This is a genomic window from Streptomyces sp. NPDC002566, from assembly GCF_042889585.1.
In the GTDB taxonomy this organism is placed as follows: domain Bacteria; phylum Actinomycetota; class Actinomycetes; order Streptomycetales; family Streptomycetaceae; genus Streptomyces.
In genome coordinates this window covers 302,064-322,120 of sequence record NZ_JBIARD010000001.1, presented here as the reverse complement: position 1 = coordinate 322,120, position 20,057 = coordinate 302,064, and the positions used below count along the sequence as shown (strand labels likewise).

Genomic DNA, 20,057 nt, shown 5'->3' with positions numbered 1-20,057 from the left:
CACGGGAGCCTTCAGTCCACTGTGAGGAGTTCGCGGGTGGTGTCGTTGAGCCGGCGGCCGCCGTCCTCCGTCACCGTGACGATGTCCTCGATCCGCACCCCGAACCGGCCGGGCAGGTAGACGCCGGGCTCCACGGAGAAGCACATGCCGGGCACGAGGGGCTGCTCCTCGCCCTCGATCATGTACGGCGGCTCGTGCGTCGTGACGCCGATGCCGTGGCCGGTGCGATGGATGAAGTACTCGCCGTACCCGGCGCCGGCGATGACCGCGCGGGCGGCCCGGTCCACCTCCTGGCAGGCGACCCCGGGCCGCACCGCCCGGAAGCCCGCCTCCTGGGCCTCGCGCACCAGGTCGTGGACGCGGCGTTCCTCGTCGGTGGGTTCGCCGACGTGGACGGTGCGCGAGGTGTCGGAGCCGTAGCCGTCCTTCAGGCCGCCGAAGTCGAGGACGACCATGTCGCCGCGCTCGATGACGCGCTCACCGACCTCGTGGTGCGGATTCGCGCCGTTCGGCCCGGAGGCGACGATGGTGAAGTCGACCTGGGAGTGCCCGAACCGCCGCAGCAGGTCCGCGAGGTCGGCGCCCACCTCCGACTCGCGCCGGCCGGCGAAGGGAACCTTCCGGATCTCCTCGAACGTCGCGTCCGCGGCCGCCCCCGCCGCCGCCATCAGCCGCAGTTCCGCCGGGTCCTTGACGGCCCGCAGCATGGGCAGGGCCTTGGTGAGGGCGGCGTAGGAGGTGTCCGGCAGGGCCTTCTGCAGGCCGAGCAGGTGCATCGCCCATGCGTTGTCGCTGACGCCGAACCGGCCGCGCGCGTCGAGCAGCGCGGCGGTGACGGCATAGGGGTCCTTGCCGTCGGTCCAGTCCCGCAGGGTGAGCGCGGGCGCGCCGGCCGCCTTCGCGGCGTCGGGGGCCTCCAGGGTGGGCACGACGAGGACGGGGTCGCGGCCGGGGGCGAGGACGAGCAGGGTGAGCCGCTCGGTGGCGGCGGGGGGCGCGTAGCCGGTGAGCCAGACGAGATCGGGGCCCGGCGCGACGAGGAGTGCGGCCAGCCCGGCGTCGTCTGCCGCGCGGGCGGCCCGCTCCATGCGGGTCCGGTAGTCGTCGGCGGTGAAGGGCGCGGGCGTACGGCCGGTCATCCGGGCCTCCCTGGGGAGCTGGCGAAGGACGTGTGGCTACGGGCAGCATCCTGCCCGCACAGCGGGGGCCGCGCGAGCCGATTCACACCGGTTCCCGCACGCCACACCTCTCACTCGGCGCCCACCGGACCCGGCGGCCCGGCGGGCTAACGGTTGGGGATTGCGCAGCCATTAGCCCTAATGGTTAGATCCGTTCGCAGCATTAACAGCCCGTCAGCCTGTCCGCCGCAGTGCTCCCCTTCTCCCTGGAGGCCGACCGCCGTGCTCGTACTCGCCCACATCAGCGATCTGCACCTGGACGGGAGCGCGCGGGCCACCGAACGCGCCGAGCGGGTGCGGGACCGGCTCTGGAGCCTGCCGGGCCGGGTGGACGCCCTGCTGGTCACCGGCGACATCGCCGACCACGGGGCGGAGGACGAGTACGAGGAGGCGGCCCGCATCCTCGGGCTGCGCGACGGCGGCGCGCCCTTCCCGGTGCTCACCTGCCCGGGAAACCACGACAGCCGCGCGCCCTACCGCAAGGCCCTCCTCGGCCGGCCCGCCGACGACGGCCCCCTCGACAGCGTCCACGTCTTCGACGACGCCGCCGTGCTGATGTGCGACTCCAGCATTCCGGGCGAGGACGACGGCGCGCTGACGGACGAGACGTACGGCTGGATCGAGGAGACCCTCGACGAACTCGGCGGTGACCTGCCGGCGCTCCTCGCCTTCCACCACCCGCCCGTGGCCGTGCACCACCCTCTCCCCGACTCCTTCCGGCTGGGCGACCCCGGCCGGCTCGCGGCCCTGCTGGAACGCCGGCCGGAGATCGCCGGGATCATCACCGGCCACGCCCACACCCCGGCCGCGACCGTCTTCGCCGGGCGTCCGCTGATCGTGGGGCCCGGGGTGACATGGACGCTGCGGCTGCCCTGGGAAGGCGAGCCGGTCGCCGACCGGGACGCGCCGGTCGGCCTCGCCTTCCACGTCCTGGACGACGACCGCAGGCTCACCAGCCACTTCCGTACGGTCGCCTGACGCCCCTCGCGGCTCAGACCACCACGCCGAGGACCAACGACAACCGCCGCTGCTCACCGTTGCTCTGACGTACCGTCATGTCGATCCTCCGCCCCGGTCCGGCCCGTTCGACCGCCCGGGCGAGATCCGTCGCCGAGTCGATCCGGGTCCGGCCGAACTTCAGCAGCACGTCCCCGCGCACCAGGCCGGCCGTGTAACCGGGGCCCGGGACGTGCACGGCGACGACCCGTGCGCCCCGCTTCCCCCCGTCCACGACTTCGAGACCCAGGCTGGCGCGCGCGCCGTCCCGGGCGGTGCCCGAAGTCCCGGACCCGCCGGACGACTTGGAGCCGACCGGCGCGGACAGGACGCCCGGTCTCCCGCCCCCGTCCGGTTCGCCCGGCGTCCGTGACGCCTCCCGCGCGATCTGGTCCCGCAGTTCCCCCAGCTCCCTCATCGCGACCACGCTGGTCCCGAGCGCGCCGAGGGCCACGCCGGACAGGACCAGGACAACCCCGGCGAAGAGGCCGCACAGCAGGGAGGCGGGCCGCCGGCCCGGGTGACCGCCGGTGTGGGGCCGGTGGTCGACGCGGCCTTCCGCACCCGCCCCGGCGTCCGCATCACCCCCGCCGGCTCCGCCGCCGTCGTCGGGCTCCTGACCGGGAAGTGGCCTGGGACGCAACACGATCTGTTCCATTTCTCCTCCGGCCGGCGCGCTCAGCCGACCGGCACGGCGGGGAGGGCCGGCAGGTGGTCCGGGAGGAAGCCGTGGGAACGCCTGCTCAGATAGCCGGACTTGTAGCGGTCGACCGCGCGGTGCCAGTTCAGGATCCCCGCCAGCCAGTTCTCCAGGTCGGCCACATAACCGTCCATGGCGGCCCGGCCCTCCGCCGGGAGGTCGAAGTCGTCGTAGAGGACGGGGAGTTCATGTGCCACGACATGCTCGAACTGGCGCATGCGCTGGGTCATCAGATCGTGGACGACGCCGAGGGCCGTCGGGTAGTCGCAGCCGAAGAAGTTCTGGACGACGAGGATCGCGTTGTGGATCTCGCCGTCGTACTCGATCTCCTTCTGGTACGAGAAGACGTCGTTGACGAGGCAGGCGTAGTCGATCGCCGCGTTCTCCAGCGAGCGGACGGGTCCGCTGCGGTAGATCTCCGGCGGCACGGCGGGTCCGTGGCCCATCCGGCACAGGCTGAGGGTGAGGTCGGAGCCGAAGGTGGCGCGGCGCATCTCCAGGTAGTCGACCGGGTCGGGGACACGGTTCTGGAACTGGTTGGACAGCTCCCACACCCAGCTCTCCGTCATCGCGTCGACCGCCGTCCTCAGGGTGCGCCGCTGCTCGGCGTTCATCTCCGCCGTGGTGCGCCCCCACAGGTCGATCAGCGCGCGCTCCATGGCGTTGACGGGGACGACGGCCGGCGCGTCGCCCTCGACGGGCATGCACGCGGAGAGGCGGGCCGTGGTCAGCCGGGCGGCGGCCAGGTCGCGGCGGTGGCCGTAGACGAGCGGGTAGTAGTCGTCGCCGTACGTGCCGAACGCGAGCCATGCGGCGCTGAGGTCGAGGGCCTCGGGCGTGGCGTCGGGGTCCAGTCCCGCCGAGCAGAGCGCGAGGTCGCAGGAGGCGAGCTTGTCCTCGTCCCAGACCCCCTCGGACAGCACGCCCATGCGGCGCGTCCACTCCAGGAGGCGATGCCGGGCCGCGTCGAGGTGCGGGCTCAGCTCCACCTGGAACGGCATGTGGAAGTCGGGCAGCCGGGACGGCCCGACCTTCTCGTACGGCAGGTGCCCGTGCGCGCGCAGCCGTTGCCGGGCGGCCGAGGCGAGCAACGCGCCGACGTCGGCGGCGGAGGTGCCGGGGCCGGTGAGCCGCTGCCAGGGCGGGGCGGAGGCGGCCGCGCCCTGGTTCATGTAGCGGCTGGAGCGCAGGTGCCACTCGTGTCCGCCGGACTGCCAGTCCTGAAGTCCCTTGGTGTAGGCGGCGATCGCGGCGACCTCGTCGGGCCTGAGTCCCGAGTCCAGGGCCAGCGCAGGCACTTCGGTGAGCGCGGTGTGCTCGAACTGGTGGAGGCGGGAGGTGAGGATGTCGTTGACGGTGTCGGCGGCCTGCTGGGTGGTGCATCCGAAGAACGTCTCCAGGACGAGCACGCCGTTGCTGTTCTCGCCCTCGTCCTCGACCTCGCGCTGGTAGGAGAACAGGTCGTTGCGCAGGTGGACGCCGTCGGAGAAGGTCTCCATCAGCACACGCAGGGGCCTGGCCCCGGCCACGGCGGCGGGGACTTCGGCGGTGGCGTACTCGACGAGACCGGCCGACCAGGGGGCGCCGCCCACCTTGCGGCGCATCTCGATGTACTCGACGGGGTTGGCGATCCGCCCCTCGTTGATGTTGGACAGCTCCCACATCGACTCGTTGAGCAGGTGCTCCGTGGCGACGGCGAAGCGGCGGCGCCAGTCGTCGGACATCGCCGGGACGGTCCGCTGCCACAGGTCGGCGAGTCCGGCCTCGACCGGGTTGCGCGGCTCGGGCACGGATGCGGCGAGGTCGAGCGGCATGAACAGCGGCAACCGGTCCAGGTGGGCCTTGCCGGCGGCCCGGTCCGGGGTGCGTTTGAACACGTCGAGGAAGTGGTCGTCGAAGAAGAACACCCACACGTACCAGTCGGTGATCAGCGACAGTGCGGGGCCGTCGCAGTCGGGGTGGGTGTAGGCGCACAGCAGGCCGTAGTCGTGCGCCTCCAGGTCGGCCTGCTCCCAGATCCCGGAGCCCTCCAGCATGCCCATCTCGCGCGCCCACCGCGTCGAGTGGGCGCGTGCCTCGTCGACGTGCGGGTTGAGCCGCGCGGGATACGGCATGTAGAAGTCCGGGAGTTCGAACGGCTGCGTCATGGCCGGGCCCTACCCGCGCGCTCCGGGGACCATCCGCGGGGCGGCGCACGGTCACACCATCGCGTGAACAGGGCGGCAATGCTGACGATTCGGGTCCCCGTGAGGTGCGACGGCGGGGCCGGTCAGGTCCTGGCCTGGATCAGGGCGCGGGTCCCGGCGGTGCGCCAGCGCTGTCCCTCCGCGGCGTCCAGGGCCTCCTCGGTGGCCGCCGACAGACCCGTGATCACATCCGACTTGAGCGTACGCAGGGCGACGACCGGGCCGGGGAAGCGGGCGGTGACGTCCGCGAAGGGGGTCGTGGGCGGCCAGAGCCGGTCGCCCACCAGCCGGCGGTAGTTGAGGTCGCCCTTCATGATCGTGAGGGTGGCGGCGGCGAACTCCGCCCGCAGGTCGCCGGGCATCTCGTCGTAGGGCAGCGGCGCGGCGGCGAAGGGGTGGGCGCGCAGGGCGAGGGTGCCGTCGGCCATCGCGGCCCACAGCCGGCGGCCGTACGCGGCGGCCTCGCCCGGGGCGGCGGTCAGCGCGCGCAGCGCGTCGACGACGTCGGCGGTGGTGGCGTCGGAGACGTAGTACGGGTACGGCTTGACGTGGAGGACGACCCGCCCGGTCCGCCCGTGGGCGAGGAGGTGGGCGGCGAGGAGGAGGTCGGGGACGAGTTCGCGGCCCGCGTTGTCGGCGACCAGGCACAGGGTGCCGGAGGCGCCCGAGGTGGCGGGCAGCAGCGACCAGAGGGCCTCGCTGTCGTCGGCGACCAGTCCGGGCGCAGCGGCCCGGTGCCGGGCGTCCGCGTCGGAGAGGCGGAAGCCGAGATCCGCGCGGTTCCCCCAGAGCGAGCCGTGCAGCAGGGCCCGCGCCCGCTCGTCGGCCGGGCGGGTGGCCAGGCCGTCGAGCGCGGCCAGCTCCTGGCCGGTCTCGGGCGCGTCGAGCTCGGCCAGTTTGAACGGCCGGAACGGGTCGAGGCCTTGCCAGGGGCCGTCGCCGAAGTAGCCGACGGCTTCGAGGAGTCGCCGGTAGAAGTAACTCTCAGCCCACAGCCACGGGATGTCGTGCCAGGAGCGCCCGACGTGGGCGTCGAGCCCCCAACCGCGCCAGCGCTCCAGGTCGTGGGCGTCCTCGGGCAGCGGCGGGACGACGCCGTCGGCGCAGCTCTCCAGCAGCGCGTCCAGCGCACCGCGCACCGCGGGATCGTAGGGGAACGCCTCGCGGACCTGTCGGATGATCGCGGGGTGCCGCTCGGCGAGCACGCCGTGCGGGAAGGAGCCGGGCGTGTCTCCGAGGATCACGGGCGGGACATCGTCGTCGGACATGAGGATCACGGTATCGCGGCCGCCGGCTCACACTCCGGCCATGACCTCGTGCTCCAGGCGGGCCGCCAGGGTCAGGTAGCGGGGGCGGCGAGGGACCGGGACCAGGCCCCGGATCAGCACGTGCCACATCTCGGCCGTGCGGCGCGGGAGGCGTGCGGCCGGTTCCCGGGAGCGGCCGACGACGCGGGTGCCGACGAAGAAGCAGACCAGGGAGTGGGCGACGGCGTCGACGTCGACGTCCGGGTGGATGTCGGCCTCTCTGACCGCGCCGGCGAGCCGCCGGTCGACCATGTCCAGCCACTCCGCGAAGGGGTGCGGCAGGGGCGGCCGGATCGCGACGCCTCCGGTGGCGAGCCGCAGGCCGGCGCGGGTGATCGGCCCCTCGACGGACAGCCGCGCCATGCCGAAGGTGAGACGCATCAGCGCTTCCAGGGAGGAGCAGCCCCGCTCGTCGATCTCGCCGGCGACCCGGCGGGAGGCCTCGGACTGCAACTCCAGGATGGCGTGGGCGAGGTCCTCCTTGGCCGCGAAGTGGAAGTAGAGCGCGCCTTTGGTGACACGGGCGTGCTCGACGATGTCACTGAGGCTGGTCGACTCGTAGCCGTGCCGGTCGAACAGCTCGGCTGCGGCCCTGATGATCGTCGCGCGGGTCTGTTCGGCGCGTAACTGCCTCGCCATCGCCTGGCACTCCTGGCTGTAAAGAACGGGTCATGCCGTTTGTTTCTTGCCTCCTGTACACCATAACTCACCGGGCCGCGGTGGCCACCAGGCATTCGAAGACCGTCGACTCCCCCTGTACGCCGACGACTTGCACCCCGTCCCGGGGCCCGTCCCGCGCCTCTATCCAGACGGGTTCGTCCAGCTCGGCGTACTGGTGGAAGCGCGCCCGGTAGGCCACCGGGGGGTGTTCGGCGCCGATGCGCAGACGGGCCGCCTGGCGGGCGGCCTCCAGCAGGAGCATGCCCGGCACATGATCGAGCGGATGGTCGAAGAAAACGGGGTGTGCGGTATCGACCCGGAGCTGCCAGCGGTGCCGGCTGCCCGCTCCGGCCAGGACGACGTCCGCGGCCAGAGCCCGGCCGACGCCGGAGGCGGGCACCGCCTCGGGCACGGGGACGGTGGTCACGCTGCCCGGGGTGCGGCCGCCGCGCAGCCTGCGGTAGACGGGGGCGCTGACGGAGCTGAAGGCGACGTCGGCGGTGGCCACGGGGTCGCCGTCGCGCAGGACGCGCGCGCTGTAGCGCACCGCGGCAGGGTGCCGGCCCCGGTACCGGACGTCGGTGAAGGCGAGTTCGACCTCCGGTTCGGCGGGCAGCGGTCCGACGCCCAACTTCCCTGCTACCGTGGCGATCCGGAACTCCTGGAGCACGAACTGGTGGTCCAGCGGCACGTCGTACTCGGTGTGCGCGACCAGGGTGCCGCTCTGCCGGACGGTTTCGACGACGAGCAGCGGATCGTAGGCCGACCGGTCACAGGACACGTGCACGGGGTGGACGCGGGGCCACTGGGCCGAGACCGAGAAGCGGTCGGTTCCGGTGCGCCGCCAGCCGGTGAGGAACGTCTCGGCGACGGCGGCGCGGTGCACCAGTTGCCGGGGGACGGTCGCCGTGAGGGACGGGGCGTCGGCGAGCTGCCGCGGTCGAGTCATCTCTCTTCCCCCGGGTCGGCCACGGCAGACGGAGATCCGTCCGCTTCGTCGAGCGTTAGAGTACGAGGCGACCGGTTTGTTTTCAATGAGATCAGTCGACGGCATCCCATGAACGGGCCGCGCCCGCGCACGATCGCGGGTGAGGTCAACTCGCCGCCGTGAAGGGGCTGTTATGGCAAGACAGGAGCGCGCGATCAGGACGCGGAGAGCGATCCTGGAAGCGGCCGGCGCGGTCTTCGACGAGTACGGCTACGCCTCCACCACCATCGCGATGGTCCTGGAGCGCGCCGACGTCACCAAAGGCGCCTTGTACTTCCACTTCCCGTCAAAGGAGGCGCTCGCGCGGGCGGTCCTGAGCGAGCAGGTTCCCTTCGGGGCGGTCCCGCCGCAGCCGTGCAGGCTCCAGGAGATCGTCGACATGACGTTCGTCGTGGGCCAGCGGCTGCGCGACAACGCCTTGTTGAGGGGCAGCATGCGGCTCGCGGTGGACCAGGAGACGCCTTCGGGCGTGGACCACGCCGAGCCGTTCCTGCAGTGGGCGCGCCGGTTGACCGAGCTGCTCGAACACGCCGGGGAGAAGGGCGAGTTGCTGCCCACGGTACGGGCGGCGGCGACCGTCGAGCTGCTGGTGGGCTCCTTCACCGGCATCCAGTTGATGTCGCGGGCGCTCACGGACCGGGCGGACCTCGGGGAGCGGCTGGCGGTGATGTGGTCCCACATCCTGCCGAGCATCGCCGTGCCGGGGCTGCTGCCCGGCCTCGACACCCGGGCCGACCGGGGGGTCCGGGTGCTGGCCTCGCTGGAGCGCGCGGCTTCCTGAGGGGGTCTCGCACGGCGCCGTCCCGGGGTGTACGGCCCGCGAGCGGACGTGCGGCGGGCCGGCCGGTGTCCATCCACACCGGCCGGCCCGCCCGTTCACCGGCAGCTCACGCTGCCCGGGCTCAGAAGGTCAGCTGCCAGCTGTTGAGCCGGCCCGTGTCCTGCGCCGCCACGTCCTGGACGCGCAGCTTCCAGGTGCCATTGGCGACCTCGCTGGAGGCGTTCACCGAGTAGGTGGTGACCACGTCGTCCGCCGAGTCCGAGCTGGACGACTTCAGGCGGTACGCCGTGCCGTCCGGGGCGATGAGGTCGATGACCAGGTCGCCGCGGTAGGTGTGGGTGATGTTCACGCCGACCTGGAGGGCGGCGGGCGCGTTCCCGGTGCGGCCGGTGACCGCGATGGCGGACTCGATCGCCGCGCCGTTGTCCGGGACGGCCACTGCGGTGGTGCTGGAGAACGTGGCTCCCGGGGTGGAGCCGGCGCCGGTGACGGCCGCGACCGTCTTGGCCGCGTCCGCGAGACCCGCGCCGCAGCCGCCCGAGCAGGCGCCGGGCAGCGCGCGGGCGTTGGCCTTGATGGCCGACTCGATCTGGGCCGGGGTCAGCGAGGACTTCGCCGACTTCAGCAGCGCGGCGAGGCCCGCGATGTGCGGGGTGGCCATGCTGGTGCCCTGGTAGTAGGCGTAGTTCTCGCCCGACGGCGTCTTGGTGCCGGAGTTCAGCGTGGACAGGATGCCGTTGGCGGTGCCGGTGCTGGTCTGCCCGCCGGGCGCGGAGATGTCCACCAGGGAGCCGAAGTTGGAGTAGGACGCCCTGGCGCCGGTGCGGCTGGTCGCGGCGACCGAGATGACGTTGTTGCAGTTGCCCGGGGAGTGGTTGGCGACGTTGTCGTTCTCGTTGCCCGCGGCCACGACGACGGTGGTGCCCCGGTTCACGGCGTTGTTGATCGCGGTCTGGGTCGCCGAGGTGCAGGCGCCGTCGCCGCCGAGGCTCATGTTGATGACCTTGGCGACGTTGGTGTTGGCGGGCACGCCGGAGACGGTGCCGCCGGACGCCCAGGTGATGGCGTCGATGATGTCGGAGTCGTAGCCGCCGCACTTGCCGAGCACCCGGAGCGGGGAGATCTTCGCGCCGTGGGCGATGCCCGCGATGCCCTTGCCGTTGTCGGTGACGGCGGCGATGGTGCCGGCCACGTGGGTGCCGTGCCAGGAGGAGGTGGAGGCGGGCACGCCGGTGCCGCAGTCGCCCGCGTTGTACCAGTCGCCCGGGTCGGCCGGGTTGCTGTCGCGGCCGTCGCCGTCCACCGAGACGGCGGTGTCGGCGATGAAGTCGTAGCCGCCGACGATGTTGGCGGCGAGGTCGGAGTGGGCGACGTAGCCGGTGTCGATGACGGCGACCGTGACGCCGGCGCCGGTGGCGGTGTTCCAGGCGGCGGGGACGTTCATGCCGGCGGTGGGCTCGAACAGGTCCCACTGCTTGGCGTACTCGGTGTCGTTCGGGTCGGCCTTCGGGGTGTTCAGGCGGTCCGGGACGACGTAGGCGACCTGCGGGTCGGCCCGGTACTCGGCGACGACGTCGGCGACGTCGGCGCTGCTGAGGTTCTCGCCCAGGTCGACCAGGGCGGCGCCGGTGCCCAGGCGGCGCTGGAAGTCGACGTCCTCGCCGGTCTCCTTGCCCTTGGCCGCGGCGTCGGCCTCGGCGGCCGGGTTCGACTTCGCCTCGGCGGCGTCCGACTTGTAGCCGACGATGAGGCGCTCGGCGGGGGCGCCGGGCGCGGCCTCGGTCTGGGCGGCGGGGACGGCGGCGGCCTGCGGGTCGCCGTCGGGGGCGGCGGAGACCGAGGCGGTGGAGGCGGCGGTGAGGAGGGCCGCGGAGAGGGCGGCGACGGATATCAGCTTGCGTCTCAGGGCGGGGGAGGTGCGCAACGGCGTGCCTTTCGTGGCCTGCTCCGGACAGGGCGGAGCGGCAGTCGATTCGCTTCGGCGTCGAAGCGGCGGGGGTGAATCGAAGAGCGACGCATGGGCCGGCCAGGCGGAGGAACCGCTCCATGTAGGGGTTACCTGTGGGGCGGTTGTGGGGGAACATTAGGCAAAGGAATCGGCAAGCGGATACCGGGGAAACCCTCGATCGGGCCGGAACAGCACCCTCGACGCCGTCAACGGGCCCGCGAATGGGCCGGTTTGCTCGGGTGAGACCCGGTGCGTGGGCGTAGTGAACGCGTCACACCGGTTTCCCGTACTGCACGGCAGACCGTATCCGCGCCGGCCGAGGAGACGTCCCCGATGCCCCGCACGACCGCACACCGCACCGCCGCCCTGGCCGTCGCCTCGCTCGGCCCGCTGCTTCCGGTCCTGTGGGCCGCGGGCCCCGCACAGGCGCACGGAGCGCCCACGGACCCGGCGAGCCGGGTCTACGCCTGCTCCCCCGACGGCGGCTCGGCGTCGCGTTCGGCCGCGTGCCGGGCCGCCGTGCGGGCGAACGGCGGGCAGTTGGGCGCCTGGGACAACCTGCGGGTCGCGAACGTGAACGGCCGGGACCGGCAGACGATCCCCGACGGCGAGCTGTGCAGCGGGGGTCTGTCCGCCTACAAGGGGCTGGACCTCGCGCGCGCCGACTGGCCGTCGACGCGGGTCGCGCCGGGCGGGACGCTGCGGATGACGTACGTCTCGACGATCCCGCACAAGGGCACGTTCAAGCTGTATCTGACGAAGCAGGGCTACGATCCCGCCAAGCCGCTGACCTGGGCAGATCTCCCGCAGCGCCCGTTCGCCGAGATCAAGGACCCGGCGCTGACCGGTGGCGCCTACCGCTTCTCGGCGAAGCTGCCCGCCGACCGGACGGGACGTCAGGTGCTCTACACGGTCTGGCAGAACAGCAGCACGCCGGACACGTACTACTCGTGCTCGGACGTGGTGTTCCCGGGAGCCGAGACCGCCTCGCCGGCCGCGCCCACGTCCGCCGCCCCGTCCACCGCGCCCACACCGGCCGCGTCGGCCCCCGCGGCGGGCGGGGCCTCCGGGCGGCCGTCGGCGAGCAACCCGGTGAGCGGCGTCCCCTCGGCGGCGGCCGCGCCGGCACGCGGGAGCGTCGGCGCGGGGAATCCCGCGGCCCCTGCCGCGGACACGGCGAGCACCCCGGTGGCGGATGCCACCGGGGCCGGTTCGGGGCCGTCCACGCCGCTCGTCGCGGGCGGCGCCGCGGCGGCACTGCTGCTCACCGGCGGCGTCGCCCTGGTACTGCGACTGCGACGGCGCTGACGTGAACGGTCCCGGTGAACTCGTCGCCGGCTGCTACTAGCTGACGATGACCGGGCCGCCGGCGGCGGTCACCGGGGCGTACTTGGCGCTGAAGAAGGCGTTGGCGAAACACAGCGAAGAGCCGGACACCTTGGCGAACGGCTGGTTGACGAATCCGATGCTGCTGTCGGCGTTGTCCGCCGTGCCGACCAGGCTGGCGCCCTCGTAGACGCAGCTGACGCTGCCCAGCAGGGTGCGCAGGCTGACGGTCGTGCGGATGTGGGCGCCGGGCGCCGCGGTGACGTTGAGGCCGCCGCCGGAGGTGACCGCCGCGGTGTACGGGAGGTTGTTGACGGTGATGCTGTTGACGCCGAGCACGCCCAGGACGTTCGACGTGCAGCCGGTGAAGTTCTGCTGCGTGAGCGACTCGGAGGCGGTGCCGGGGGCGGCCGGGTTGTCGGTGACGGTGGCGGAGAAGCTGGACGTCGTGCAGGAGATGCCGCTGGTGCCGGTGGCGCTGGAGTAGAACGTGGCGTTGGTGCCGGCGGCCAGGGACGCGGTGAGGCCCTCACCGACGGCGATGTCGCCGCCCGCGGTGGAAAGGACCGCGGGGTCGGCGGCCGACGCGGGGCTGACGGCCGTCAGCGAGAGGGCGGCGACGGAACCGACGGCGGCGAGGAGGGTACGGACGCGCATGCGGGTGCCTCGTTTCTGAAGTGGGGGGGTCGTTCGGGGAAGTCGGCCGAACGAGAGGGATCGGGTGGGGGGTCGGTCGGACACGGTGGTCGTGGGAACAGAGGGGACGCGAGTCCGCGTCGGCCGGAACCGGCCCGTCACGCCTTCTCCGTACGTGACGGACCGGCAGCGGTGAGAGGCGTCGGACCCCACGGACAGGGGGGTGGTGGCCGTGGGCGGCGCCGGTGGACGAATGGGACTCGGGACGCAGAAAGCCCGTGCTGGATGCCCGGGCGGGAATGCCGGTACTGACAGGAGGTCCGGCCGCCGGCTGACGGCGGCCGGACCCGTGTCCGGGAGCGCGGCCGATGTCACCACGCTGCGGATCCGGCGCCACGGATCCGGTCTGAGCCACGAGAGTTGTAGACCTGATGGTCAGTCAACGTCAAGCATTTGAAGTCAAGTTGATGATCCACTCGACATAAACGTGCACCTGGGCGACAGTGTGGATCACAGGCGATACACAATGGACACCGTTTTTCCACATCTCCCTTGACCCCTAGGTGTAACCATCGGTAACTTCCGAAGAGGCTACTGACGCGTAACGGGTAAGCCCTTGCGACAACATCCGGGAGTTGTGAGGAGCGGTGCGCGACAGTCCGCTGTCCGCGCCAGGACAACGACGCCACTGAAGCCCAACCCGCATGACTATGCCCATGGGAGCAGACATGGCCTCGTCCCCGGACGTCACGTCGTCCGCCGACAACACCCCCGAGAACCCCGACAGCGGTTCGGCCGTAAGACGCGGCCGGGTCCGGCTTCGCCGGGCCGCCGTGATGGCGGTGCCCGCGACCTTCGTCGCGGCCGGCCTCGCGGTCCTGACCGCCCAGGGAGCGCTGGGTGTGCAGTTCGCTATTTCCGGCATGCCGTTCGTGGTCACCGCCGACAAGCTCGAGGGCGACGGCTTCGCCCAGTTCGGCGCGCTGGACCACATGATCGAGAACAGCCCCAACGAGGGCGACACCGGCGGCCAGGTGCTGGTCGTCACCTCGGTCGTGAAGAAGGGCAAGCTGACCAACCTGTGTCAGAGCGTCGACCTCGGCGGCATCCAGCTCGTCCTCACCGCGGGCGACAAGGGCACCAAGGTCGACGTGGAGAACCTGGCCATCGACTCCGACGACATCACCGGTGACGCCGCCTTCAACAACATCGAGATCGGCCGCGACTCCAGCACCTTCGACAAGGTCGGCAAGCAGGGCCCGGCCGGCGTCTACGGCCAGCAGGCCGACAAGGTCGTCATCACCGACCTCTACCAGCACAACTACGCCGCCACCGCGGCCGTGTTCAAGCTCCCCGACCTCCACATGAGGTTCGGGGGCAAGGGCTGCCCGCAGTGAACCGCTTCCAGGACTGGAAGAGGCACCGGCCCTTCGCCGGCGGAGTGCTGCTCGTCCTGGGCGGCGCGGAGATCCTGCTGACCATGAAGGCTCCGCTGCCGGTCCTGCTGCGCATCGGCATGCAGGGACTGGCGGGCTATCTCCTGCCGTCCGTGATGCTGCTGTGCGGGCTGCTGATCCTGTTCAACCCCTCGCAGCGCCTCTTCTACTCGATCATCGGCGTCCTGTGCTCGCTGGGCTCATGGGTCACCTCGAACATCGGGGGCTTCGTCATCGGCCTGCTCCTCGGCGTCACGGGGAGCTGCATGGCCTTCGGGTGGGTGCCCGACCAGGAACCCCGGCGCAGCCGCCGTCAGCGGCGCAAGGACGCCCTGGCGGACAAGGCCATGGCCTTCCACCGTCACGGGGAACCGGCCTGACCCCGTACGGCACGGTCGCCGTCGTCGTCCCCTGTGCCGGCGCCGGCGACGGCGCCGGCACAGGCATGCGCCGTCCTGGGGCTCCGAGACAGGCATGCGCCGTCCGCTCCGGGCCGCCGCGCGCCTTCCACTTTGATTGACAGTCAGTCAATTCACCTGCGGTGAGCTCTCAGCGCGGGCCCGTCGTGTCCGTTCCACATCACGATGCGGCAGCAGCACCTCACCACGAGTGGTCGTTCACTTGACTACCGGCGGTCACACGCGGTTGGCTCCGAGCCAGCGAAACCTTTCGCCGGTACGCGCCCCTTCGTTCCGGCAGCGCTCGCCCGTCCTCCTGCTCTGCCGCACAGCGAGGTACAGCCCTCCATGAACACTCCCCCGCCCGCTCGCTCGCCCTCCGCTTCCCCCGGAGCCGCGCGGGCGGCCGCCTCCGCCGCCCTCTGTCTCCTCCTCGTCGCCGGCTGTTCCGACGCGACGGCCTCCGGCCCGGACCCGGACACGGCCGGACGCCCCGGCGACCGGATCAGGGTCGCCCTGGTCACCCACGGCGCACAGGGCGACGCCTTCTGGGAGTCGGTGCGCAGGGGCGCGGAGACGGCCGCCGCCAAGGACGGCGTCGAGCTGACCTACGCGAGCGACGCCGACGCCGCCGGACAGGCCGCGCTGGTGCGGGACGCGGTCCGCGACAGGGTCGACGGCATCGCGGTGACCCTGGCCAAGCCCCGGGCGATGAGAGGCCCGGTGACGGAGGCCAGGGCGGCGGGCATCGCCGTGGTCGGCCTCAACTCCGGGATCGACGCCTGGCGTTCCGCCGGGCTGCTGGCGTACTTCGGGCAGGACGAGAGCGTCGCCGGCCGTGCCGTCGGCGACAGGCTCGACGCTCTCGGCAGGAAGCACGCGCTGTGCGTCATCCACGAGCGGGGCAACGTCGCCCTGGAGGCCCGCTGCGCCGGGGTGAAGAAGGCGTTCGCCGGCGAGACCGAGATGCTCTACGTCGACGGCACCGACCCGGACGCGGTGACCGCCGCGGTGGCGGCCCGCCTCGGGCAGGACCCGTCGGTCGACCAAGTCGTCGCCAACGGCGCGCAGTTCGCGCTGGCCTCGGTGAAGGCGGCGAAGGACGCCGGCAGCGGTGCCGAGGTCGCCACCTTCGACCTGGACAAGGATCTGGTCGCCGCCGTCCGCGACGGCAGGGTCCGGTTCGCGGTGGACCAGCAGCCGTGGCTCCAGGGCTATCTCGCCGTCGACGCGCTCTGGCTCCACGAGACGAACGGAAGCGTCAGCGGCGGCGGCACGGCCCCGGTCCTGACCGGCCCCGCCTTCGTCACGAAGGCCGATGTGGCCGACGGGACCCGGTACGCCACCGCCGGAACCGGCTGACCGGCCGCTGCCCGACCGCCGAACGACCGCTGACCGGTCCGCACGCCCCGCCCCGCTCCCCCGACTCCCCCGCCGCTCGCCCAAGGACGACCATGTCACCACGGACAGGTGCCCGGCGCCGCCGTCTCGGCTCCATACGTCTCTCCCTCATCCTCCTGGCGCTGGTGCCCGGCGTCACCCTCGCCGCCATGTGGAGCGTGACGACGATCCAGATGTTCTCCGAGGGCATGCGGCTGCGCGCGCAGACCGAACTGAGCCGCTCCACCGGCGCCATGGGCACCGAGGCCACACTCGCGCTGCAACAGGAACGCAGCCTGTCGGCCGTGTGGCTGGCCGCGCCCCACGGCTCCCGCGCGGCGCTCCAGGCGCAGCGCGCGAAGACGGACGCGGTGGTCGCGCAGCTGGTCGCCCGCGCGAACGACATCCAGCGGGCGCCCGCCCGCGTCCGCGAGCGGATGTTCTCGGTGATCGCCTCCGTGGGCAGCCTGGAGTACTACCGGGGTCAGGTGGACGACCCCACCGACATCACCGCCGCTCAGGCGCTGGACCAGTACACGTCGATCATCGACGACCAGATCCACGCCTTCCAGGAGCTGTCCCAGGTCGACGACGGCGACCTCACCTCGCAGGCCGGCCCCCTCGTCGCCCTGGAGCACGCGGCCGAGCTGGTCTCCGAGGAGGACCTGTACCTCACGCTCGCCGGCCCCAAGGGGCACATGGACCAGAAGGAGTGGGCCGCGTTCGCGCAGACGGTGAACGCCCGCCGCTGGCTGGTGCAGGACCAGATCGTGCCCTCCCTCACCGGCTCGACGAAGACGCAGGCCGAGAAGATCCTGCGCAGCCCGCAGTGGCGCACCCTGGAGTCCGTCGAGGACAGGGTGCTCGCCGCCCGCTCCGACCAGCGCGAGAACGGCGACGTCCCCCTGCCCGACGTGCGCGGGCAGTGGCGCGCCGCCCTCATCGAGGTCTCCGGCCAGTACTCGGCGCTGATCCGGCAGCGGACCGAGGCGCTGCTCGAAAGCAGCGCGGTGGAAGCGCGCGATCTGCTGGTCAAGGCCGCCGCGCTGAGCACCGCCGGGCTCGTGGCGCTGCTGCTGTGCGTCGGGATGTCCTGGCGGATCACCCGTTCGCTGTTCCGGCGGCTGCGCGGGCTGCGAATGGCCACGCTGAGTCTGGCTCGGGAGACGCTCCCCGAGGTGGTGGCCCGGCTCGACCGCGGAGAGACTGTCGACGTGGACTCGGCGGCCCCGCCCCTCGACTACGGCGGCGACGAACTCGGCCAGGTGGCCGAGGCGTTCAACACCGCGCAGCGCACGGCCGTGCACACCGCCGTCGAACTCGCCGACACCCGGCGCGGGTTCCAGAAGATCATCCTGGGCATCGCACGGCAGAGCCAGAACCTCGTCAACCTGCAGCTGAGCAAGCTGGACGCGCTGGAACGCGCCCACCAGGACCCGGACGTCCTCAAGGGACTGTACGAACTGGACTCCGCGGCCTCCCAGTTGCGCCGCTACGAGGAGAACCTCGTCATCATCAGCGGCGGACGGCCGGGGCGCAGCTGGTCGGAGCCGGTCGCGCTGGTCGACGTCCTGCGCAGCGCCGTCGGCGAGGTGGCCGAGTACGCGCGGGTGGAGGTGCACACCGAGGAGGAGGTGTGCGTCGCCCCTCCGGCCGTGGCGGACGTGATCCACCTGCTGGCCGAGCTCATCGACAACGCGACGTCCTACTCCCCGGCGCCGAGCCCGGTCGCGGTGCGGGCGACGACGGTGGCCAAGGGCCTGGCGGTCGAGGTGGAGGACCGCGGTCTCGGGCTGTCCGAGGAGGACTACGCGTCGTTCAACGCCCAGTTGGCGGTGGAGCCGCAGTTCGACGTGGTGGCGCTCGCCGACGATCTGCGGCTGGGCATGTTCGTGATCGCCCGGCTGGCCACCCGGCACGGCATCGCCGTGACCCTGCGCCCCTCGCCGTACGGCGGCACCACGGCGATCGTGCTGCTGCCGAAGGACATCGTGGTGCGGGAGACGGCGGACGGCGAGCGCGCTGAGCCCGACGGCTCCGGGGCGACCGGGCCGACCGGGCCGACCGGGCCGACCGGGCCGACCCGGCCGACCCGGCCGACCCGGCCGACCCGGCCGACCGTCGAGCCGGACACCCCGCACTCCGCCGTGTCATCACCCGCGCCGGGCGTGCTGGAAGCGGTGCGCGAGGCGCTCACCGCACCGCCCGTCACGACCACGCGGGACGCCGGCGCCCCGGCGCCCGACGAGGCGCACGCGTCGCAGCCGCCGGACGCGTCGGACACGCCGGACGAGTCTCAAGCGCCGAGCGCGACCGACGGCCCGGGCGGCCCGCCGCCCTCCCCGCCGGCTCCCGACACCGGCCTGCCCGTCAGGACGCCCGGCGCCGCGGCGGTGCGGACGCGCAAGGAGACGCCCGCCGCGACGGCCGCGAGCCCGCCCGCGCCCGGTGCGGCCGGCTCCGGCCGCTCACCCGGCGTCTCGCCGCTGCCCCGCCGGGTCCCGCAGACCAGCCTCGTCGCCGAGTTGCGCGAGGAGCCGGCACGCGACGGGACAGGCGGTCGCACCGACGACGGCGACGCGTTCGAGGAGTTCACCGCCGAGCGCGCCGCCTCCTCCCTCGCCGGTTTCCAGCGCGGCACCCTGCGCGCACGCGACGACGCCGACGGGCCGCCCTCCCGCCCCGAGGAGACGGCCGCAGCCGCCCCGACCCCGACACCGCCCGCCGACCGCTCATGAAGGACACCGCGATGACATACTCCACGCCCGCCACCGACACCAAGCTCGACCAACTGCTCACCGGACTGGTGGAGAAGGTCGCCGATGTGAACCAGGCCGTCGTGCTCTCCGAGGACGGGCTGGTGGTCAGCAAGTCCCTGGGCTTCACGCGCGAGGACGCCGAACGGCTGGCGGCGACCGCGTCGGGCCTGATGAGCCTCAGCAAGGGCGTCAGCATGGACTTCCGCGGCGGCCCGGTGCGCCAGGCGCTCATAGAGATGGCGAACAGCTACCTGATCCTCACCTCGGCCGGCCCGGGGGCCCACCTGGTCGTGCTGGCCGGCTCGCACGCGGACGTCGGCGTGGTGGCGTACCAGATGAACATGCTGGTGAAGAAGATCGGCGAGCACCTCAGCGCGGCGCCGCGGACCGGTGTCGGTCCCGCCTCGCGCCGCCTCGGCGGGTGAGGTGAGCGGAGGCGACGAAGCGGGCCGGCTGGTACGGCCGTTCGCCCTCACCGGCGGGCGGACCCGGCCCAGCCGTGCCGACTTCACGCTCATCACGACGGTGACCGCGGCGGACCCACCGCCGGAGCGGGCGACCCGGCCGCAGCCCGAGCACGCGCGGATCGTGCGGATGTGCGCCCGGCCGGTCGCCGTGGCGGAGCTCGCGGCGCTGCTGGACCTGCCGGTGAGCGTGGTCGTCATCATGCTCTGCGATCTGCTGGAGGCGGGGCTGATCACGGCCCGGCCGCCCCGTCCCGTGACCGGTGACGGCGGCCGGGACCTGGAGCTGCTGCAGAAAGTGAGGGACGGCCTTGACCGCATCTGACCCCACCGCCGCCGGGGCCCCCGCGGCGCCCGACGCGGTGAAGATCCTCGTCGCCGGCGGTTTCGGCGTCGGCAAGACCACGATGGTCGGCTCGGTCAGCGAGATCGCGCCCCTGCGCACGGAGGAGCCGCTGACCGTCGCGGGGCTGGACGTGGACGACCTGAAGGGCATCGAGGAGAAGCGGTCCACCACCGTGGCGCTCGACTTCGGGCGGATCACCATCGGCGACGACCTGGTGCTGTACCTGTTCGGCACGCCGGGGCAGCAGCGGTTCTGGTTCATGTGGAACGACCTGGCCGTCGGCGCGCTGGGAGCGGTGGTGCTGATCGACGTGCGCCGGACGGACGCCGGTTTCGCGGCGATCGACTTCTTCGAGCGGCGCAGGATCCCGTTCGTCGTCGGGGTCAACGGCTTCCACGGGCTGCACCCTTATCCGGCGGACGAGATCCGTCAGGCGCTGGCGCTTCCGGCAGGCGTTCCCGTGCTGCTGTGCGACGCGCGGGAACGTCAGTCGTGCCGGGACGTGCTGATCGCGCTGCTCGATCTGCTGATCGCCGACGCGGGTAGCCGGAACCGGTGTTGACGCTCC

The 20,057-nt window shown here is 72.6% G+C and carries 18 protein-coding genes; 10 read left to right on the top strand and 8 right to left on the bottom strand.

Annotated features, from left to right (window positions below; translation table 11 throughout):
• Positions 1-11: 11 nt before the first annotated feature.
• Positions 12-1,139, bottom strand: coding sequence for an aminopeptidase P family protein (locus ACFYXA_RS01285; RefSeq protein ID WP_352247301.1), 1,128 nt, complete (start codon positions 1,137-1,139; stop codon positions 12-14).
• 261 nt (positions 1,140-1,400) lie between these two features.
• Here ACFYXA_RS01285 and ACFYXA_RS01280 point away from each other — a divergent pair, with 261 nt between their 5' ends.
• On the top strand, positions 1,401-2,156 hold the full coding sequence (locus tag ACFYXA_RS01280) for a phosphodiesterase (protein WP_352247302.1): 756 nt from the start codon (positions 1,401-1,403) through the stop codon (positions 2,154-2,156).
• Between the two features lie 13 nt (positions 2,157-2,169).
• On the opposite strand, the gene ACFYXA_RS01275 is transcribed toward ACFYXA_RS01280, so the two are convergent.
• The 5 genes from ACFYXA_RS01275 to ACFYXA_RS01255 all read right to left on the bottom strand — a co-directional run bounded on the left by ACFYXA_RS01275 (position 2,170) and on the right by ACFYXA_RS01255 (position 7,976).
• Complete coding sequence (locus ACFYXA_RS01275) at positions 2,170-2,832, bottom strand: PDZ domain-containing protein (protein ID WP_352247303.1); 663 nt, start codon at positions 2,830-2,832, stop codon at positions 2,170-2,172.
• Between the two features lie 20 nt (positions 2,833-2,852).
• Positions 2,853-5,021, bottom strand: a complete 2,169-nt coding sequence (gene cyc2, locus ACFYXA_RS01270) for a germacradienol/geosmin synthase Cyc2 (protein WP_352247304.1) — start codon at positions 5,019-5,021, stop codon at positions 2,853-2,855.
• A 122-nt stretch (positions 5,022-5,143) separates the two neighbouring features.
• Positions 5,144-6,328 (bottom strand): damage-control phosphatase ARMT1 family protein, encoded by a 1,185-nt coding sequence (locus tag ACFYXA_RS01265; protein ID WP_352247305.1) that lies wholly within the window; start codon positions 6,326-6,328, stop codon positions 5,144-5,146.
• 27 nt (positions 6,329-6,355) lie between these two features.
• Positions 6,356-7,006 (bottom strand): ScbR family autoregulator-binding transcription factor, encoded by a 651-nt coding sequence (locus tag ACFYXA_RS01260; RefSeq protein WP_352247306.1) that lies wholly within the window; start codon positions 7,004-7,006, stop codon positions 6,356-6,358.
• A 67-nt stretch (positions 7,007-7,073) separates the two neighbouring features.
• Complete coding sequence (locus ACFYXA_RS01255; protein ID WP_352247307.1) at positions 7,074-7,976, bottom strand: ScbA/BarX family gamma-butyrolactone biosynthesis protein; 903 nt, start codon at positions 7,974-7,976, stop codon at positions 7,074-7,076.
• A gap of 172 nt (positions 7,977-8,148) precedes the next feature.
• On the opposite strand from ACFYXA_RS01255, the gene ACFYXA_RS01250 reads away from it, so the two are divergent.
• On the top strand, positions 8,149-8,796 hold the full coding sequence (locus ACFYXA_RS01250) for a ScbR family autoregulator-binding transcription factor (RefSeq protein WP_352247308.1): 648 nt from the start codon (positions 8,149-8,151) through the stop codon (positions 8,794-8,796).
• A 121-nt stretch (positions 8,797-8,917) separates the two neighbouring features.
• On the opposite strand, the gene ACFYXA_RS01245 is transcribed toward ACFYXA_RS01250, so the two are convergent.
• On the bottom strand, positions 8,918-10,720 hold the full coding sequence (locus ACFYXA_RS01245) for a S8 family serine peptidase (protein ID WP_352247309.1): 1,803 nt from the start codon (positions 10,718-10,720) through the stop codon (positions 8,918-8,920).
• 357 nt (positions 10,721-11,077) lie between these two features.
• On the opposite strand from ACFYXA_RS01245, the gene ACFYXA_RS01240 reads away from it, so the two are divergent.
• Positions 11,078-12,052 carry a lytic polysaccharide monooxygenase gene (locus ACFYXA_RS01240; RefSeq protein WP_352247310.1) on the top strand — a complete coding sequence of 325 codons (975 nt, stop codon included), beginning with the start codon at positions 11,078-11,080 and terminating at the stop codon, positions 12,050-12,052.
• 36 nt (positions 12,053-12,088) lie between these two features.
• On the opposite strand, the gene ACFYXA_RS01235 is transcribed toward ACFYXA_RS01240, so the two are convergent.
• Positions 12,089-12,727: a Tat pathway signal sequence domain protein gene (locus ACFYXA_RS01235; protein ID WP_352247311.1), complete on the bottom strand. Its 639-nt coding sequence runs from the start codon at positions 12,725-12,727 to the stop codon at positions 12,089-12,091.
• Between the two features lie 707 nt (positions 12,728-13,434).
• Here ACFYXA_RS01235 and ACFYXA_RS01230 point away from each other — a divergent pair.
• From ACFYXA_RS01230 to ACFYXA_RS01200, 7 genes are all read left to right on the top strand, one after another.
• Positions 13,435-14,103, top strand: coding sequence for a DUF6230 family protein (locus tag ACFYXA_RS01230; RefSeq protein WP_352247312.1), 669 nt, complete (start codon positions 13,435-13,437; stop codon positions 14,101-14,103).
• On the top strand, positions 14,100-14,522 hold the full coding sequence (locus ACFYXA_RS01225; RefSeq protein WP_352247313.1) for a DUF6114 domain-containing protein: 423 nt from the start codon (positions 14,100-14,102) through the stop codon (positions 14,520-14,522). The genes ACFYXA_RS01230 and ACFYXA_RS01225 overlap by 4 nt, the downstream gene beginning before the upstream one ends.
• A 366-nt stretch (positions 14,523-14,888) precedes the next feature.
• Positions 14,889-15,902: a substrate-binding domain-containing protein gene (locus ACFYXA_RS01220; protein WP_352247314.1), complete on the top strand. Its 1,014-nt coding sequence runs from the start codon at positions 14,889-14,891 to the stop codon at positions 15,900-15,902.
• A 92-nt stretch (positions 15,903-15,994) separates the two neighbouring features.
• Complete coding sequence (locus ACFYXA_RS01215; RefSeq protein WP_389027262.1) at positions 15,995-18,658, top strand: nitrate- and nitrite sensing domain-containing protein; 2,664 nt, start codon at positions 15,995-15,997, stop codon at positions 18,656-18,658.
• A gap of 11 nt (positions 18,659-18,669) precedes the next feature.
• On the top strand, positions 18,670-19,104 hold the full coding sequence (locus tag ACFYXA_RS01210; RefSeq protein WP_130438037.1) for a roadblock/LC7 domain-containing protein: 435 nt from the start codon (positions 18,670-18,672) through the stop codon (positions 19,102-19,104).
• Position 19,105: 1 nt separating this feature from the next.
• Positions 19,106-19,468 (top strand): DUF742 domain-containing protein, encoded by a 363-nt coding sequence (locus ACFYXA_RS01205; protein WP_352247316.1) that lies wholly within the window; start codon positions 19,106-19,108, stop codon positions 19,466-19,468.
• The gene (locus tag ACFYXA_RS01200) at positions 19,455-20,051 is read left to right on the top strand and encodes an ATP/GTP-binding protein (protein WP_352247317.1); all 597 of its coding nucleotides are present in this window, start codon (positions 19,455-19,457) and stop codon (positions 20,049-20,051) included. The genes ACFYXA_RS01205 and ACFYXA_RS01200 overlap by 14 nt, the downstream gene beginning before the upstream one ends.
• Positions 20,052-20,057 lie beyond the last annotated feature (6 nt).

Excerpts from the sequence above, each read along its gene's own strand:
- ACFYXA_RS01265 (WP_352247305.1), bottom strand. The coding sequence starts at position 6,328 with ATGTCCGACGACGATGTCCCGCCCGTGATCCTCGGAGACACGCCCGGC.
- ACFYXA_RS01230 (WP_352247312.1), top strand. The coding sequence starts at position 13,435 with ATGGCCTCGTCCCCGGACGTCACGTCGTCCGCCGACAACACCCCCGAG.
- cyc2 (WP_352247304.1), bottom strand. The coding sequence starts at position 5,021 with ATGACGCAGCCGTTCGAACTCCCGGACTTCTACATGCCGTATCCCGCG.
- ACFYXA_RS01275 (WP_352247303.1), bottom strand. The coding sequence starts at position 2,832 with ATGGAACAGATCGTGTTGCGTCCCAGGCCACTTCCCGGTCAGGAGCCC.
- ACFYXA_RS01210 (WP_130438037.1), top strand. The coding sequence starts at position 18,670 with ATGACATACTCCACGCCCGCCACCGACACCAAGCTCGACCAACTGCTC.
- ACFYXA_RS01255 (WP_352247307.1), bottom strand. The coding sequence starts at position 7,976 with ATGACTCGACCGCGGCAGCTCGCCGACGCCCCGTCCCTCACGGCGACC.
- ACFYXA_RS01215 (WP_389027262.1), top strand. The coding sequence starts at position 15,995 with ATGTCACCACGGACAGGTGCCCGGCGCCGCCGTCTCGGCTCCATACGT.
- ACFYXA_RS01235 (WP_352247311.1), bottom strand. The coding sequence starts at position 12,727 with ATGCGCGTCCGTACCCTCCTCGCCGCCGTCGGTTCCGTCGCCGCCCTC.
- ACFYXA_RS01285 (WP_352247301.1), bottom strand. The coding sequence starts at position 1,139 with ATGACCGGCCGTACGCCCGCGCCCTTCACCGCCGACGACTACCGGACC.
- ACFYXA_RS01240 (WP_352247310.1), top strand. The coding sequence starts at position 11,078 with ATGCCCCGCACGACCGCACACCGCACCGCCGCCCTGGCCGTCGCCTCG.
- ACFYXA_RS01250 (WP_352247308.1), top strand. The coding sequence starts at position 8,149 with ATGGCAAGACAGGAGCGCGCGATCAGGACGCGGAGAGCGATCCTGGAA.
- ACFYXA_RS01260 (WP_352247306.1), bottom strand. The coding sequence starts at position 7,006 with ATGGCGAGGCAGTTACGCGCCGAACAGACCCGCGCGACGATCATCAGG.
- ACFYXA_RS01220 (WP_352247314.1), top strand. The coding sequence starts at position 14,889 with ATGAACACTCCCCCGCCCGCTCGCTCGCCCTCCGCTTCCCCCGGAGCC.